At 66.5% G+C, this 14,682-nt stretch carries 18 protein-coding genes and 1 pseudogene; 7 read left to right on the plus strand and 12 right to left on the minus strand.

Annotation, left to right across the window (positions count from 1 at the left end; all coding sequences use genetic code 11):
• Positions 1 to 122: 122 nt before the first annotated feature.
• Together rfbB and rfbA are read right to left on the minus strand one after the other, a co-directional pair.
• The gene (gene rfbB, locus L2X99_RS10405) at positions 123 to 1,262 is read right to left on the minus strand and encodes a dTDP-glucose 4,6-dehydratase (RefSeq protein WP_236123682.1); all 1,140 of its coding nucleotides are present in this window, start codon (positions 1,260 to 1,262) and stop codon (positions 123 to 125) included.
• The gene (gene rfbA / locus L2X99_RS10410; protein ID WP_236135069.1) at positions 1,259 to 2,131 is read right to left on the minus strand and encodes a glucose-1-phosphate thymidylyltransferase RfbA; all 873 of its coding nucleotides are present in this window, start codon (positions 2,129 to 2,131) and stop codon (positions 1,259 to 1,261) included. Before rfbA ends, rfbB begins: the two co-directional genes overlap by 4 nt.
• Before the next feature lie 49 nt (positions 2,132 to 2,180).
• On the opposite strand from rfbA, the gene galE reads away from it, so the two are divergent.
• From galE to L2X99_RS10435, 5 genes are all read left to right on the plus strand, one after another.
• Positions 2,181 to 3,203 (plus strand): UDP-glucose 4-epimerase GalE, encoded by a 1,023-nt coding sequence (gene galE, locus L2X99_RS10415; RefSeq protein ID WP_236123681.1) that lies wholly within the window; start codon positions 2,181 to 2,183, stop codon positions 3,201 to 3,203.
• Positions 3,200 to 3,619 (plus strand): VanZ family protein, encoded by a 420-nt coding sequence (locus L2X99_RS10420; protein WP_236123680.1) that lies wholly within the window; start codon positions 3,200 to 3,202, stop codon positions 3,617 to 3,619. The genes galE and L2X99_RS10420 overlap by 4 nt, the downstream gene beginning before the upstream one ends.
• The gene (locus tag L2X99_RS10425; RefSeq protein WP_329607978.1) at positions 3,616 to 4,308 is read left to right on the plus strand and encodes an arsenate reductase/protein-tyrosine-phosphatase family protein; all 693 of its coding nucleotides are present in this window, start codon (positions 3,616 to 3,618) and stop codon (positions 4,306 to 4,308) included. Before L2X99_RS10420 ends, L2X99_RS10425 begins: the two co-directional genes overlap by 4 nt.
• Before the next feature lie 298 nt (positions 4,309 to 4,606).
• Positions 4,607 to 5,077: a YveK family protein gene (locus L2X99_RS10430; protein ID WP_236123679.1), complete on the plus strand. Its 471-nt coding sequence runs from the start codon at positions 4,607 to 4,609 to the stop codon at positions 5,075 to 5,077.
• Complete coding sequence (locus L2X99_RS10435) at positions 5,014 to 5,997, plus strand: polysaccharide biosynthesis tyrosine autokinase (protein WP_236123678.1); 984 nt, start codon at positions 5,014 to 5,016, stop codon at positions 5,995 to 5,997. Before L2X99_RS10430 ends, L2X99_RS10435 begins: the two co-directional genes overlap by 64 nt.
• Positions 5,998 to 6,083: 86 nt before the next feature.
• Here the strand turns inward: L2X99_RS10435 and L2X99_RS10440 are convergent, their stop codons facing one another.
• Genes L2X99_RS10440 through L2X99_RS10460 form a run of 5 tightly spaced genes read right to left on the minus strand, consistent with a single transcriptional unit; the run spans position 6,084 to position 8,805 of the window.
• Entirely contained in the window at positions 6,084 to 6,596 is a 513-nt protein-coding gene (locus tag L2X99_RS10440) for a PqqD family protein (protein ID WP_236135070.1), read from the minus strand.
• Positions 6,533 to 7,438 (minus strand): hypothetical protein, encoded by a 906-nt coding sequence (locus tag L2X99_RS10445; protein WP_236135071.1) that lies wholly within the window; start codon positions 7,436 to 7,438, stop codon positions 6,533 to 6,535. The genes L2X99_RS10440 and L2X99_RS10445 overlap by 64 nt, the downstream gene beginning before the upstream one ends.
• Before the next feature lie 51 nt (positions 7,439 to 7,489).
• On the minus strand, positions 7,490 to 7,756 hold the full coding sequence (locus tag L2X99_RS10450; protein ID WP_236135072.1) for a hypothetical protein: 267 nt from the start codon (positions 7,754 to 7,756) through the stop codon (positions 7,490 to 7,492).
• Positions 7,746 to 8,057: a type IV toxin-antitoxin system AbiEi family antitoxin gene (locus L2X99_RS10455; protein ID WP_236123675.1), complete on the minus strand. Its 312-nt coding sequence runs from the start codon at positions 8,055 to 8,057 to the stop codon at positions 7,746 to 7,748. Before L2X99_RS10455 ends, L2X99_RS10450 begins: the two co-directional genes overlap by 11 nt.
• Positions 8,058 to 8,094: 37 nt before the next feature.
• Complete coding sequence (locus L2X99_RS10460; RefSeq protein ID WP_236135073.1) at positions 8,095 to 8,805, minus strand: hypothetical protein; 711 nt, start codon at positions 8,803 to 8,805, stop codon at positions 8,095 to 8,097.
• A 230-nt stretch (positions 8,806 to 9,035) separates the two neighbouring features.
• Here L2X99_RS10460 and L2X99_RS18325 point away from each other — a divergent pair, with 230 nt between their 5' ends.
• Both L2X99_RS18325 and L2X99_RS18330 read left to right on the plus strand, forming a co-directional pair.
• Positions 9,036 to 9,620, plus strand: a complete 585-nt coding sequence (locus L2X99_RS18325; protein WP_236123673.1) for a DUF2510 domain-containing protein — start codon at positions 9,036 to 9,038, stop codon at positions 9,618 to 9,620.
• Entirely contained in the window at positions 9,599 to 10,465 is an 867-nt protein-coding gene (locus L2X99_RS18330; protein ID WP_329607979.1) for a GmrSD restriction endonuclease domain-containing protein, read from the plus strand. Before L2X99_RS18325 ends, L2X99_RS18330 begins: the two co-directional genes overlap by 22 nt.
• Before the next feature lie 43 nt (positions 10,466 to 10,508).
• Here the strand turns inward: L2X99_RS18330 and L2X99_RS10480 are convergent, their stop codons facing one another.
• From L2X99_RS10480 to L2X99_RS10500, 5 genes and pseudogenes are all read right to left on the minus strand, one after another.
• Positions 10,509 to 10,802 carry a type II toxin-antitoxin system RelE/ParE family toxin gene (locus L2X99_RS10480; RefSeq protein WP_236123672.1) on the minus strand — a complete coding sequence of 98 codons (294 nt, stop codon included), beginning with the start codon at positions 10,800 to 10,802 and terminating at the stop codon, positions 10,509 to 10,511.
• Positions 10,799 to 11,032 (minus strand): type II toxin-antitoxin system ParD family antitoxin, encoded by a 234-nt coding sequence (locus L2X99_RS10485; RefSeq protein ID WP_236123671.1) that lies wholly within the window; start codon positions 11,030 to 11,032, stop codon positions 10,799 to 10,801. Before L2X99_RS10485 ends, L2X99_RS10480 begins: the two co-directional genes overlap by 4 nt.
• A 459-nt stretch (positions 11,033 to 11,491) precedes the next feature.
• A pseudogene (locus L2X99_RS10490) lies at positions 11,492 to 11,948 on the minus strand (ISL3 family transposase); the annotation flags it as partial.
• Between the two features lie 167 nt (positions 11,949 to 12,115).
• The gene (locus L2X99_RS10495) at positions 12,116 to 13,021 is read right to left on the minus strand and encodes a hypothetical protein (protein WP_236123670.1); all 906 of its coding nucleotides are present in this window, start codon (positions 13,019 to 13,021) and stop codon (positions 12,116 to 12,118) included.
• 226 nt (positions 13,022 to 13,247) lie between these two features.
• Positions 13,248 to 14,402: a hypothetical protein gene (locus tag L2X99_RS10500; protein WP_236135074.1), complete on the minus strand. Its 1,155-nt coding sequence runs from the start codon at positions 14,400 to 14,402 to the stop codon at positions 13,248 to 13,250.
• Positions 14,403 to 14,682 lie beyond the last annotated feature (280 nt).

Consider the following 14,682-nt stretch of genomic DNA (forward strand, 5'->3'; position numbering starts at 1 on the left):
CCTTCATTGCACCTCACCCCGTTTCGGCTCACTCGCTGCGCTCCCTCGCTCAACGACCCGAGAAGGGACCACCCCACCGGTCGTTGAGCGAGCGAAGCGAGACGAAACGCCCTCAACGGCCATCACAGCTCACCCCGTTTCGTCACTTCGTCTCGCTCCGCTCGCTCAGTACGGCGCTCACTCGCTGCGCTCCCTCGCTCAACGACCCGGGAAGGGACCACCCCACCGGTCGTTGAGCGAGCGGAGCGAGACGAAACGCCCTCAACGACCGACTGCGTCTCGGCGTAGAAGGCCTCAGTCGCGTCTTTCGTGCCGGCCCACCAGTCCTCGTTGTTCCGGTACCAATGGATGGTCGCGGCGAGGCCGGCTTCGAAGTCGGCGTATTGCGGTGTCCAGCCCAGCTCGTCGCGCAGTTTGGTGGAGTCGATGGCGTAGCGCAGGTCGTGCCCGGCACGGTCGGTGACGTGGTCGTACGCGGCCGGGTCCTGGCCCATCAGGGTGAGGATGAGTTCGACGACGGTCTTGTTGTCCTTCTCACCGTCCGCGCCGATCAGGTACGTCTCACCGATGCGGCCGCGCTGGAGGATGGTGAGCACGGCGGCGGAGTGGTCCTCGGCATGGATCCAGTCCCGCACGTTCGCCCCCGCCCCGTACAGTTTGGGGCGGATGCCGCGGATCACGTTGGTGATCTGGCGGGGGATGAACTTCTCCACGTGCTGGTAGGGGCCGTAGTTGTTCGAGCAGTTGCTGATCGTCGCCGCGACCCCGAACGAGCGCACCCAGGCGCGCACCAGCAGGTCCGATCCGGCCTTGGTCGACGAGTACGGGGAGGACGGGTTGTACGGGGTGGTCTCGGTGAACCGGGCCGGGTCGTCCAGTTCCAGGTCGCCGTACACCTCGTCGGTGGAGATGTGATGAAACCGCACCCCGTGCCGGCGCACCGCCTCCAGCAGCGTGTACGTGCCGATGATGTTGGTGTCCAGGAACGGCCGCGGGTCGTGCAGACTGTTGTCGTTGTGCGACTCCGCCGCGTAGTGCACCACCGCATCCGCATCCGCGACCAGCGAATCCACCATGCCGGCGTCGGCGATGTCGCCCTGCACGAACGCGACCCGATCCTCCGGCAGCCCGGCCAGGGATGCCCGGTTGCCGGCATAGGTCAGCTTGTCCAGCACCGTCACGTGATGATCGGTGTGCGTCACGACGTGGTGCACGAAGTTCGACCCGATGAACCCGGCACCACCGGTGACCAGCAGCCTCACCGCTCACCCCTCTCCAGCAAGTCCAGCAGGTACGCCCCGTAACCGGACTTCACCAGCTTCTCCGCACAGCTGCGCAGTTGCTCATCGGATAGGAACCCCTGCCGCCACGCCACTTCCTCCGGCACACCGATCTTCATCCCCGTCCGCCGCTCCATCGTGCGCACATAATCCGCCGCATCCGTCATCTGATCGAACGTGCCCGTGTCCAGCCACGCCGTCCCGCGCGGCAGCACCTCCACCTGCAGCTTCCCCCGCTGAAGATACGCACGGTTCACATCCGTGATCTCATACTCACCCCGCGCGCTCGGTGCCAGGCCACGCGCGATCTCGACGACATCGTTGTCGTAGAAGTACAGCCCCGGCACCGCATAGTTGCTCTTCGGCACGCGCGGCTTCTCCTCCAAAGACACCGCCGCACCGGACGCGTCGAACTCGACGACACCGTACGCCGACGGCTCGGCCACCCAGTACGCGAACACCGCCCCGCCATCGATCTGCGAGAACCGCTTCAACTGCCGACCCAGCCCCGGCCCATAGAGCAGATTGTCACCGAGCACCAGCGCCACACTGTCACCGTCGAGGAAGTCCGCCCCGATCGTGAACGCCTGCGCCAACCCGTCCGGCGAGGACTGCTGCGCGAACCTCAACGAGATGCCGAACTGCGACCCATCCCCCAGCAGCCGCTCGAAATGCGCCGCATCATGCGGCGTCGTGATCACGAGGATGTCGCTGACACCCGCGAGCATCAACGTCGACAGCGGGTAATAGATCATCGGCTTGTCATACACCGGCACCAACTGCTTCGACACACCCAACGTGATCGGATGCAACCGCGTCCCCGACCCCCCAGCAAGAATGATCCCCTTCATACCGCCTATCTTGGCATCCGCCCAGACACTGCACAGGTAGTCTCGTGCCGTGCGCATTCTTCTGACCGGCGGTGCCGGCTACATCGGATCCCACGTCGCTCTCGTGCTGCTGCAGGCGGGTCACGATGTGCTGCTGGTCGACGACTTCTCGAACAGCAGCCGCGAATCCATCGACCGGGTGCAGGACCTCGCGTCGCGCACGATCGACGTCGTCGAATGCGATCTCGCGAACGCGGATGCCGCCCGTGCGGCGCTCAAGGGCCAGCAGTTCGACGCGGTCATCCACTTCGCCGGGCTGAAGGCCGTCGGCGAGTCGGTCGCGCTGCCCGCGAAGTACTACCGCACCAACCTCAACTCCACCCTCAACGTGCTCGACATCATGCGCGAGAAGGGGGTGCGCAAGCTCGTGTTCAGCTCGTCGGCGACCGTGTACGGCACGCCTGCGGAGGGTGTCGAGCAGCTCGACGAGTCGCAGCCGGTCGGCCAGGGAATCACCAACCCGTATGGCTGGACGAAGGCGTTCAACGAGCAGATCATCCGCGACGTGCAGGTGGCCTGGCCCGAGTTCGAGGCCGTGCTGCTGCGCTACTTCAACCCGGTCGGGGCGCACCCGTCGGGCCGCATCGGCGAGGATCCGTCGGGCATCCCGAACAATCTCATGCCGTTCGTCGCGCAGGTGGCTGTGGGCCGCCGCGACCACCTGAACGTGTTCGGCGATCAGTACCCCACGCATGACGGCACCGGCGTGCGTGACTACATCCACGTGATGGATCTCGCCGAGGGCCACGTCGCCGCCCTCGAGCATCTGAAGGCCGGCGTCGAGACCTACAACCTCGGCTCGGGCGAGGGGCAGAGCGTGCTCGACGTGGTGAAGGCGTTCCGCGAGGCATCCGGTCGCGAGATCCCCTACGAGGTCGTCGCGCCGCGCGCGGGCGACCTGCCCACCACGATCGCCGATCCGACGAAGGCGAACCGCGACCTGCAGTGGCGCACCACCCGCTCGCTCGCGGACGCCTGCCGCGACACCTGGAACTGGCAGTCGCAGAACCCGAACGGCTTCGCCGGGGAATGACGCGCATCGCCCGCATCCTGCTGGCGCCGTACCTCGTGTTCGTGCTGCTGCTGACGTGGCTGCCCGCCGAGGATGCGGGACAGGTGACGGGCATCGTGGCGACGGTCGCGCACCTGCTCGAGCCGGCCGTCCCGTTCGCGGTCGGGTATCCGGTCCTGGAGTTCCTGGCGAACGTCGCGATGTTCGCCCCGCTCGGCGTGCTGACCGCGCTGGCCTGGCCGCGGATCAGCGCCGGCTGGATCGTCGGGGCGGGCGCGATCCTCAGTGCGGTGATCGAGCTGGTGCAGCTCGCGATGCCGACGCGGTACTCCACGATCTCCGACGTGATCGCGAACACGCTGGGCATGGCTTCGGGCTGGGTTCTCGTCGCGCTCTGGCAGCGGCGCTCAGGCGCACGTCGTACGGTGGGGGAATGACCGAGCCCGCTTCGTCCGCGCCCCGCCTCTCCCGACGAGAGCTGCGTCGCCTGCGCGAAGAGAGCCAGGCGGCATCCGCTGCTCCGGCCGTCCGGCCGACCATCCTGACGGTGTGCACGGGCAACATCTGCCGGTCACCCCTCGCCGAGGTGCTGCTGCGAGCGCATCTGCCCGAGACGGTGCGGGTACACAGCGCCGGCACCCAGGCCCTGGTCGGACACGGGATGCCCGCGGAAGCCCGCGAACTCGCGGTGCAGCGCGGTGTGCCCGCCGAGATCGCCGATGCGCACAGCGCCCGGTACCTGGTCGAGCCGATCCTCGCCGAGTCGGATCTGGTGCTGACGATGACGCGCGAGCACCGCACGCACGTGGTGCAGATGATGCCGTCGCTGATCCGCCGCGCGTTCACGCTGCGCGAGTTCGCGCGGCTGGCGGCGGATGTTCCGGACGAAGAGCTCGCCGCTGCCGCCGATGAGGCAGGGACGGATGCCGCGCAGCGGCTGCAGGCGCTCGCGCGCGTTGTCGGGGCCCGGCGTGGTCTGGTCGCGGCGTCCGCCGAGGAGGACGATGTGATCGACCCGTACCGGCGATCGCGCGAGACCTACGAGCTCTCGGCGTCGCAGATCGACCCCGCTCTGGCCGAGGTGGAGCGGGTCACCGCCCTCGCGCTCGCCCTCCCCGTTCGTTGAGCGAGGGAGCGCCAGCGACCGAGACGAAACGCTCTCACCTCCCCGGGTCGTTGAGCGAGGGAGCGCCAGCGACCGAGACGAAACGCCTTCAGCTGACCTGAACCGTTTCGTCTCGCTCCGCTCGCTCAACGACCACGGGGCATCGCTCCTTCGTCGCTCGCTCAACCACCGGGAGGGTGAAACCGTTTCGTCTCGCTCCTTCGTCGCTCGCTCAACGACCACGGGGCATCGCTCCTCCTCCGCTCGCTCAACGACCACGGAGGGCTCGCGTAAGCTCGGGCGGGGAAGGACATCACGAGTGGAGCTTCGCGACTACCTGCGCATCCTGCGTGCGCACTGGATCGTCGTCGTCGTCGCGACGGTGCTCGGCGCCGCCATCGGCTTCGGCTGGAGCATGCTGCAGCCGAAGGTCTACACGGCCGACGCCACGGGCATCGTCTCCGTCAGGTCCGCCGATGACAGCGCGGGCAGCGCGATGATCGGCAACCAGCTCGCCCAGAGCCGTGTGAAGTCGTACCTGAACCTCGGCACCTGGCGTTCCGTCGCCGAGCATGCCGCAGAGGAACTCGGTCTCGACGACTCCCCCGAGTCGCTCGTCGCGCGCGTCACAGTGACCAACCCGCTCGACACGGTGGCGCTGAAGGTCACGGCCGACGGCTCCACCCCGAAGAGGCCCAGAAGCTCGCCGAGGCGTGGCTGCGGGGCATGTCCGTCGAGATCAACAAGGTCGAGGGCGGCACGGCCGACAAGCCTGCGAACGTCTCGCTGACGGTCGGCGATTCGGCCCGGCTCCCGACGTCGCCCTCGTCGCCGAACACGAGGCTCAACACCCTCATCGGCGCTCTGATCGGCTTCGCGCTGGGCATCGGCTATGCGTTCATCCGCAACACGCTCGACCGCCGCGTGCGGCATCCTCGTGACGTCGAGCGCGAGACCGGTATCGCCGTGATCGGCACGCTGCCGCTGGAGAAGACGCTCGACGGCGAGCGCCGGGTGATCGACTTCTCGTCCGACGGCGGAGTCGGGATCTCGCACCACACCGTCGAGTCGATGCGCGAGCTGCGCACGAACCTGCAGTTCATCGACGTGGACAACCCGCCGCGCGTGATCGTCGTCACCAGTTCGACGCCGGGCGACGGCAAGTCGACGGTCGCGGTGAATCTGGCATCCAGCCTGGCGGCCGCCGGGCAGCGGGCCATCCTCATCGACTGCGATCTGCGCCGGCCGGTCGTGGCGGACATCTTCGGGCTCTCGGCAGACGCGGGCCTGACCGACATCCTCGCCGGCAGGGCGGAACTGCAGGATGTCGCGGTTCGACCTCATGCCGAGTCGCCCCTCGCGGTCGTGCCGGCCGGCCGCATCCCGCCGAACCCGAGCGAGCTGCTGGGTTCGCAGCGGATGCGGGAATTCGTGCGCTCGCTCAGCGAGTCGGCGATCGTCATCCTCGATTCCCCGCCGGTGCTGCCGGTGACGGATGCCGCCGTGCTGGCGACCGCAGCGGATGGCGTGGTGATCGTGGCGTCGTCGGGCAGGACGACGTTCGACATGCTGCAGCGCGCGATCGACAACATCACCCGCACGAAGGGCCGGGTGCTCGGCATCGTGCTGAACCGCGTGCCGCGCAAGGGCGCCGATGCCGCGTACTACGGCCGCGAGTACTACAGCGCGGCGGGGCCCTCGGGCCGCTGAGGGCGTTTCGTCTCGCTCCGCTCGCTCAACGACCACGGGGTCGTTGAGCGAGGGAGCGCCAGCGACCGAGACGAAACGCTCTCACCTCAGCAGTAGTCGACCACGCGCTTCTCCCGCAGCCCCTCGAGCAGCGCGACGACGTCGGCCTCGATGCCGTCGGGCTGCACGTCGTATCCGTCGGCGACCTCGCGCAGCAGCTGCCCCTGCGCCACCGCCCCGTGCTCCGCGAGCACCTGCCACACCGCGTTCGCCGATCCCTCCAGCGCCAGAGGCTGCGCCTGCAGGTCGGCCAGTCCCAGCACGACGGTCCGGCCCGCGCCTCCCGTCCAGGCCGTGCGCGGGTCGATCCGCCATCCCGGTTCGTCGGCCAGCATCCCGCCGGCGCGCAGCTCGTCGACTGCGGCGCCGACCAGCTGCGCAGCATCCGCGCCGTCGGGCGGTTCGCCCAGCTCGGTCGTGACGACTGACACGAGGTCGTCGAGGGTCGTCCCGTTCGCCGCCCGCCAGATGGCGGGCCCGATGCCGTCGAGCACGTTCAGCCGTCCGCCCGAGGCGGAGCGCTGCAGCACGGCGATGCGCCCGTCGTCGGGCAGCTCCATCGCGTCGATCGCGGCTCCGCGGTACAGCCGCTCCCCGGGCCGGTCGCGCGCTCCGGCGCCTGGTCCGACACGAGAGGCACGACGAGATCGAACGGTGGCTCCCGATCCAGCAGCGCCGCGACGGCATCGTCGAGTGAGGATGCCTCGCGGTAGCGGATGCGCACAGCGCCGCCGGTCGCGCGCAGCAGCGCCTCGACCAGGTGCAGGCCGTCGCGCAGGTCGCAAAGGTAGCTCGACTGCGGGCCCAGCGCCTCCAGCGCCTCGGCCGTCGACAGCGGCGTGACCTCGGGCACCTCGGGCGCGGCCTCGTCGCGTGCGAGCACGGCGAGCGCCGACAGCCGCAGCGGCCGTGCCGGCCACTCCCCGCTCTCGAACTGCGACGGCGGGATCTGCTGCTTGTGCACGCGATCCGGCTGAATCATCGACAGCGGCTTGCGGTAGGCGGCGATGCCGCCCTGCGAGTCGACGCCGACGGTCTCGTCGCTGACGTACGCGTAGCGGGCGGAGAGGTGCCGCGCCGCGGTGGTCTTGCCGGCGCCCGAGGGCGCCGCGAGCGCGACGACGTGCCCGCGTTCGTCGGCGAGGCCTGCCGCGTGCAGCATCCACAGGTCGCCCCTGCGATGCTCGAGCGCGGCGAGCGTGACGTCGGTACTGACGCGCGCCAGCATCCGCTCGGCGTCGTCGGATGCTGCGGCGCGAACAGACACGTCGACATGGCGCGCGTCCGGCAGCCGGGCGTCGCGCCAGGCGTCGGCGACGACGGCGCGATCGGCCTCCGCGAGGTCGGTCATGTCTACTTCGACGGCCGCCCCGACGGCACTGACGACGATGCGTTCCCCCATGTCGACAGCGTATCGATCCGACATGTTCTCCCTGTTCTCGCTCGACGTCGGTCACAGATCCTGATAAGCGGCGAGAAACTGCTCAGCGGAAATCATCACATCCGCCCGCAGTTGCTCTGGGTCGGCATCGTCACCGGCAACGACGAGTTGCTCGGTCGTGCCCATGTGCGGGTTAGGAGCGTACGGCGCTAGGAAGTCCGGGTTGAGTCCGCCGATCACGACGAAGTCGGTGGAATGTCCTTCGGCGAGCAATGCGAACCGGACGAGCGCTTCCTCTGCTCTGGCCCGCGTGTCTCGGTTGCGCGATTCAGAATCCAATGGCTACCTCCCGCAAGTGCTCCGCTGCGTCAGCACCCCTGTTGTCGGCGCTGACGAGGTCGCCGTAGATGCGCACAGGCGACACGATCGGCTGCCCGTGGGCCTCCGACACGAATGCGAAGACGTGGCGGGGAGCGGTTCGCAATCGGATGCGTCCGCCTCTGTCGACCTGCGTGACTTCGGAGCGCGACGTGAGCAGCTCGAGCGATCGAATGAAGCCATCCTCCGGAACGTACACGATCGTATTCGGGACAGACGTGCTGAACGGAGCGACGGCATCGGCACCGACCCAGCCGGACATCGCCCACTCTTCCCCGTCAAGCGCCTGGGAGACGATCTCACTCCAGACCCGTCGGGTCCCGGGACAGGACGTGCAGTTCAGCCTTCTGACGCCGCCCGGTGCCTCGCTTGTAGTGCCCCGCCCAGTCGCTGAGCAACGAACTCTTCCCCCGCAGCTCCCGCGTGGAGCTCGGGCCTCGTTCCGGGCCGAACTTCGCGGTGTAACCGGCTTCGTCGAAGGTCACCAAGACCTTTGCCACCTGTCCGGCCGAGATCCCCGTGGCGTGAGCGATCTGGGCAACACGGTCGACGCCGTTCCAGAAGTCGACCTGACCTGCAGGCGATTGCACCCGCCTGGAGAGGATGTACTCGGCGATCACATCTGCACTCGGAGACCAAGTCAGCAGCGTGGTCTTGTTGCGAGGCAGCGGGCGCGGCTTCAGCCGCGCGATATACAGCCCCTCGGGCATGGCGATGTCGGCCTGTCCGTCAGCATCCGCCCAGGAGATGCCCCGGTCTGCGAGAAGGTCGATCGCGCCTGGACTCATTCGACGCGCTGTCACGACCGCGCGCGCGAAGCTCTCTTCGTCGCCTCGCTCAAGGATCCTTCGGATGTCCGATGGGAATCCTTGACCTGCCCAGACTGAACGCAGACGGAGGACGCGACCGTTGTGGATCACTTTGGCTCCATCATCGGTCGCTTCGGCGTGCAGCGCGGGAGGGAGAGCGTTGAGCAACACGGCACGGCTTGGGTTGTCTCCTCTAGGCATGGTTGTCATTATACGAGGAAACAACCCAATTGTCTCGCAACAACTGCGTTCTCAGTGACCCAGGAAACAACCTGGCCCGCCACGACCCATCCCATGCGGACGCATAGAATCAGAGCATCCGTCCGAGGGGGACGGAGCGGGGAATCCGACCCGACGGATGCCCGATGGCTCGCGCTCATGCGCGCATGCGTGCCTGCGCCTTCGCGCGCCGGCGGAACGGTGGACGAGTGATGACGAGCGCGCCCGCAGGCTGGTACCCCGATCCTTCGCGGCCTGAGCAGCACCGCTGGTGGGATGGTGCCGCATGGACCGAATACGTGCAGCCGGTCGCCGGCCCCGGGCTGCTGCCTCCGCCAGCGACGCCTGCAGCCGCGAAGACCAGGCGCCGCCGCCTGCCGGTGTGGGCGTGGGTGCTGATCGGCATCGCGGTGGTGGTGCTGGGCATCCTGCTCTCGCCCGTGTTCGCCCCGCTGTGGCTGGTGGTGCTGATCACCGGGATCGTCGCGCTGGCGAAGAACACGCGCACCTGGCTGCGCTTCCGCAGCCGCAGGACGGCGACGGTCGTGACCGTGGTCTCGGCGGTGGGGTTCCTGATCACGGGCAGCCTCAGTTCGGTCGTGCTCGGCCAGCCGTCGGATGCTCCCGTCGTCGCTGCGACACCCGTCGCGACGCTGTCGCCGACTGCCGACGCCACCCCGGATGTCGCCGAGGAGGATGCCGATGCTGTCGCGTTCGCCGGGAGGCATCCGCGCCGGCGGACGGCTCCGCGACGGCCGGGCGCACCGCGCTGGAGGTGCTGGAGTCGCTGCCGGTGAAGGGCCGGGCGGCGAAGACCGGCTACGACCGGGAGCAGTTCGGTCAGCGCTGGCTGGACATCGATCACAACGGATGCGACACCCGCAACGACATCCTCGCCGGGCAGCTGATCGGCGTCGAGAAGCAGGGCACGTGCAAGGTCATGTCGGGAGTGCTCACCGACCCGTACACCGGCGACCTGATCGCCTTCCAACGTGGCCAGGGCACATCGGAGCTCGTGCAGATCGATCACGTCGTCGCACTCAGCGACGCCTGGCAGAAGGGCGCTCAGGCGCTCACGCCCGACCAGCGCGCCACGTTCGCCAACGACCCGCTGAACCTGCTCGCCGTCGACGGCCACGCCAACGCGCAGAAACGCGACGGCGACGCCGCCACCTGGCTGCCCGCCAACAAGGCGTTCCGCTGCGAGTATGTGGCCCGGCAGGTCGCCGTGAAGGCGACCTACGGCCTGTGGGTCACGCAGGCCGAGCACGACGCGATCGCGCGCGTGCTGACCGGATGCCCCGATGAGCCCGCACCGGTCTCGGAGTACGCAACGGTCGCGCCGGAACCGGTGCGGACCGAGGATGCTGCGGATGCGGCGACACCGGCGCCGCAGCCTGTGCCGTCGGAGACGGCGTCGGCGAAGCCCGTACCGGTGGCGCCGGCGCCTGCCCCGTCGAAGCCGGCCCCGGCGAAGCCCGCGCCGGCGAAGCCCGCACCCGCGAAGCCTGCGCCTCCATCAAACGTGTTCTACCAGAACTGCACCGCCGTCCGCGCTGCGGGCGCGGCGCCTCTCTACGCCGGCGAGCCGGGATACACCCGCAAGCTCGACCGAGACGGCGACGGCGTCGCCTGCGAGTGAGTGGGCGGCCGGGTCCCCGCAGCCCTGCTGTTCAGGGGTGCGCTCACACGTGACGAGTGGGGTCCATCCGCTGGTGCAGGATGCGGATCACGTCCACGCCGCCGCCGGGGCGCTCGACGAAGAAGATCAGGTGGCTGCCGATCGAGTAGCGCCAGTAGCCCCCACGGATCTCGTCGACCGGGCGGCCACGCTCAGGCTGCGCGGCGATGCGCTCGATGGCGGCCCTGATCTCCAGCACATCGGTCTCTGCCTGGCTCTCGTCCCAGCGCTCGAGCGTGTAGTCCCAGATCGAGGACAGATCCCGCTGCGCCGCCGGGGAGAGCCTGTAGTCGATCACGCGCGCTTCGATGCGATGAACGCGTCGAAGTCGAAGGCCTCGGGCTCACCGCTCTCTTCTCCGGCGGCGAGAGATGCACGGAGCACGGACATCTGCGATTCGTGATCCTCCAGCAGCCGCAACCCTGCGCGCACGACCTCGCTGGCGGAGCGGTACCGCCCGGTCGCGACCTCTTGGGCGAGGAAGTCCGTGAAGTGCTCGTCGAGGCTGATCGAGGTGTTGGACGCCATGGGACACATGGTACCAAGAATTGGTAAACCTCATGCCTGCAGACCGATTCCTCGCCACGGTTATTGCCCGGGTCGCGCGGACTGAGACGCCGAAGTGCACGGTGGACTCGACGTCGCAGATGCGGGCGGGATCGAACTGTGCAGATCCTCAGGGATACGCCCGAAGTCGTTCAGCTCCCAGGGGTCGGCATCCATCACGAGGAAGCCGGCATCGGTGAGCTCGCGGCGCAGCTGGTCGACGTCCCGGGTCGTCGGTGCCCACACGAGCGTCTCGCGGGGTGCGGTTGTGATCTCGAGTTCCATGAGAGCCGTCAGATTAGACCCGCGCCTGCGCGAGGTAGCCCTCTACATCGAACCGCACGAGCGGTGTGTCAGCTCGCACGTAGAGCGGGCACAGCAAAATCCTTCCAGGCCTCCCCTCGGGCAAGGCGGATCAGATGTCACCTACTCGTGCAGTCCCATCAGTCGACGCCTGCCCTCGGCGAGGAACGCGGCGTTCGCGGTATGACACGACACCCCACGCCTGCTGCGGCGCGGAAACGGTGAGATGGTCGACCACGATCGCGGTCAGCGCCCACCCGATCCCGCCGCGAGAGACCTTCGTCCGCGGCGCCGCCGCCTTCGTCGTGTGCTGCCGCCACGTCCGGCGGCAGGACACACGCCGGTACCGGCGCACCCGCACCAGCAGCGTCGTCGGCAGATGCCCGAACGGCTCGTGCGCGAGCGGCCGCGTCACGGTGTCCTGCGGCACGCCCTCGGCGCCGCACTTCCGGCACCACCGGTCGTCGTCGTCGACGACGTGGCACTCCAACACCGCCCGATCAGGCTCGAGACGCTGGCCGACGACTTCGAGGCCAAGCTCGTCGAGACCGCAGAACGTGGTGAGATCAGGGGTCGCAAACGTAGGATGGTGCACGTCGAGGCCCTCCGGCAGATGGGCAGTGTGAGAACTTCCATCCTGGAAGACCTCGACATCTATCCGCGAACAGCCGACGCCGCTCGACTACACCCTCAACTGCGAAGAGCCAGATAAGCCGTAACGACATCCTCGCCGCGCAGTTGGTCGGTACCTCCAGGAGCCGCTCATTTTCCCCGGAGAAACCTACAAGCGCCTATTCTGAGTCGACGCAAACGGGCACGGGTCTCATGACCGAACTCTTCGTCCTTCACCAGTTGGCTGTTGTGCACCATATCCTTGCTCGGCCAAATGAGACGGAAGAGTACCCGCACGCGATCCCTAGCACGTATCCGTCCAACCGCTCTCAGATATTTACGCGGCCCCATTGGCATCTCTCGCAGATCCCAATGGGGCGGTTTTCCTGTCCTCGAAAGCTCGATGCGCGCATCAGGAAACACGTCCTGCAACACAGGGTTGAGCACGTAACCCGCTCCAAGAAGACCGGACGCTGCGATGGCGTCGGCACCTGCTGCACGAAGCGTCGAGACAGCGCTCGCCACCTTGGCCACGCTCGGAGGTAGACCGTCAGCGGGTCGCATCTCATGCAGCGCGAAAATCACAGCCCCAACTGGCCGGGACGGCGTGCGCAAATCGTTTCCCGCAAAGGTCCGCCGTTCCGACGTAGCAAGCACTTGCTCGAATGCGATAACCGGGTCCAGGTTCATACCCGGGAACCGGGTATGAACGTCGACAGCACATCCCCAGCCACCAGCGAACAGCGACAAGGAATGCGGAATATCGGTTCCCGTGAATGCCGAGTAGAACGGCCTCCACCCCCACGCCCGCATTGCCTCTGCGAGACGGATATCCTGCCCCGGCCGCACCCAACAGTCAACATCACCCGAATGCTCCCGGGACCTGAGGCCCTGCGCGTGCAGGATAGGCCCTTTGATGAACACGATGTCGATGTCGAGTCGGGCGGCCACGCGCGATAATAGGGCATAGACGAGCTCATGCTGTGGAGAACTCAGCCATGGGGCCGATGCAATGGCCGGCGCGATGCCTACTTCGGCTCTGCGGGCGAGCCCCATGTCTACAAGCCTCCCAAGATGATCCTGCTCTTCTTGGTTCAGGTCCGACCTGCTGCACGGCTCAACGGACAACCTTCGCCACAACCTTGCGCCGTCGCCCCAAAGCATCGAGGGGATGCCCGGCCGAATCGGGGTCGCAATCAGCTCATACCCATCGGCTGCGAGCCTGTGCTGTCTAAGGTCAAGCGCACCAAACGCGGCCGCAACCCAGAGCGTCATTTCAACTTCACGAATCAGATCGATTTTGCCGGGGCCTCATCCGCGCGCCCCCCCGAACTCGCTTCTGTGGCCGTGACGATTCTAAGCGCGTGGATCGACGCGGACTCCACCCCCGTTTTGGCGCCAGCATTAGGAGTACGGCCATCGCTACGAGACCGTGAGAGAACATGGACGTCAGGATCGAGGTATTCGACAGCGCCACGGCCGGCATGACGACGACCAGCGAGGCAACCATTGATGGCAGCCCGTGCGCTGCGCGATCTAGGACACGAAGGAAGATCAACAGAATAACACCCGCCCCGAATACGCCAAACCATCCGAAATGCGCATACCCGTCGGCAAAGAGATTCGCATTCGCCGAGAGTTCGGAAGACCCCGAGACCCACAGCCCAATCATCCGCGCCGGACCGCGCGGATACGGGGGATTTTGAAAGAACGGCGCAAGAACGGAGTGAGACAACATCTCGAATGGCCCGTCACCATAGAAGGACACATATTGCTGCGAAAGTCGGGCAGGTGTAATCAGGAAGCGTCTCGCAAAAAGCGAGGACCACAATATCCCACCGCTCAGTTTATCCAGCGCTGCGGCGAAAAGAATCAGCCCCGACGCCCCCCACACAAGAGTCAGCGCACGCGGTCGAGGATTCATGCGAAACAACAATGCCATGATAAGCAAGGTCGGAATGCTAAACAAGACCGTCTTGAATCCCGTTCCCGAGTATATAACGAGCTGCCCGAGAACCCCAATTGCAACGACGGACCAACGTTGAGAAATCAAACCTCTGCTAATGATGAGCGGATTGACGACATAAGCCTGCGTCGAAACAAGGTAACCTAGCAGACCTGCACCTGCGAGAATCTCCGCATAGTCTTCTCTTACATCGTAGACATCAAAGATCGACAGCAGAGTTAAATTCAGGCCCGCAACAAGTGCAAGATATCCGTAAACAAGAGTCGAGAATGCAATAATAACAAGCCAGAATGTCGTGCCGCTCGGCCGCGCCATCAATGGACGCCGACCACCTCTTGCGCGCACGCCGAAACACGCGATCGCGAAGGCTGCAGCGAAGCCTGTTGACATTGCGACAGCGTCCCAAGCGTCAAGTATCCCTGCATAGGTGCTCATAAGGATGGTCGGCGCGATTGTGACCACGTAGAGCACCCAGAGAACCGTGCTAGAAGGCCGCGTAAGACGATGCGGCAGTACCCACGCAGTCAGTATCGCCAGAATAACCGTTAGCACAACCAACGAAAGAGGCGCTGGCACGTACCGCTGTCCGGCATATGCAAACGCTGGCTGAATTATTGATCGATAAGTCCAATGCAACGCTACTGCGTACAAGACAACTGCAGCAGGGACCGTTACGACATTGCGAAAGAATAGCGAGACAAAGCGCTTCTCTCGCTCTACTCTATGAGATCGGAGTAAACGGCCGGGCATG

It is taken from the genome of Microbacterium sp. KUDC0406 (assembly GCF_021582875.1).
GTDB lineage: Bacteria > Actinomycetota > Actinomycetes > Actinomycetales > Microbacteriaceae > Microbacterium.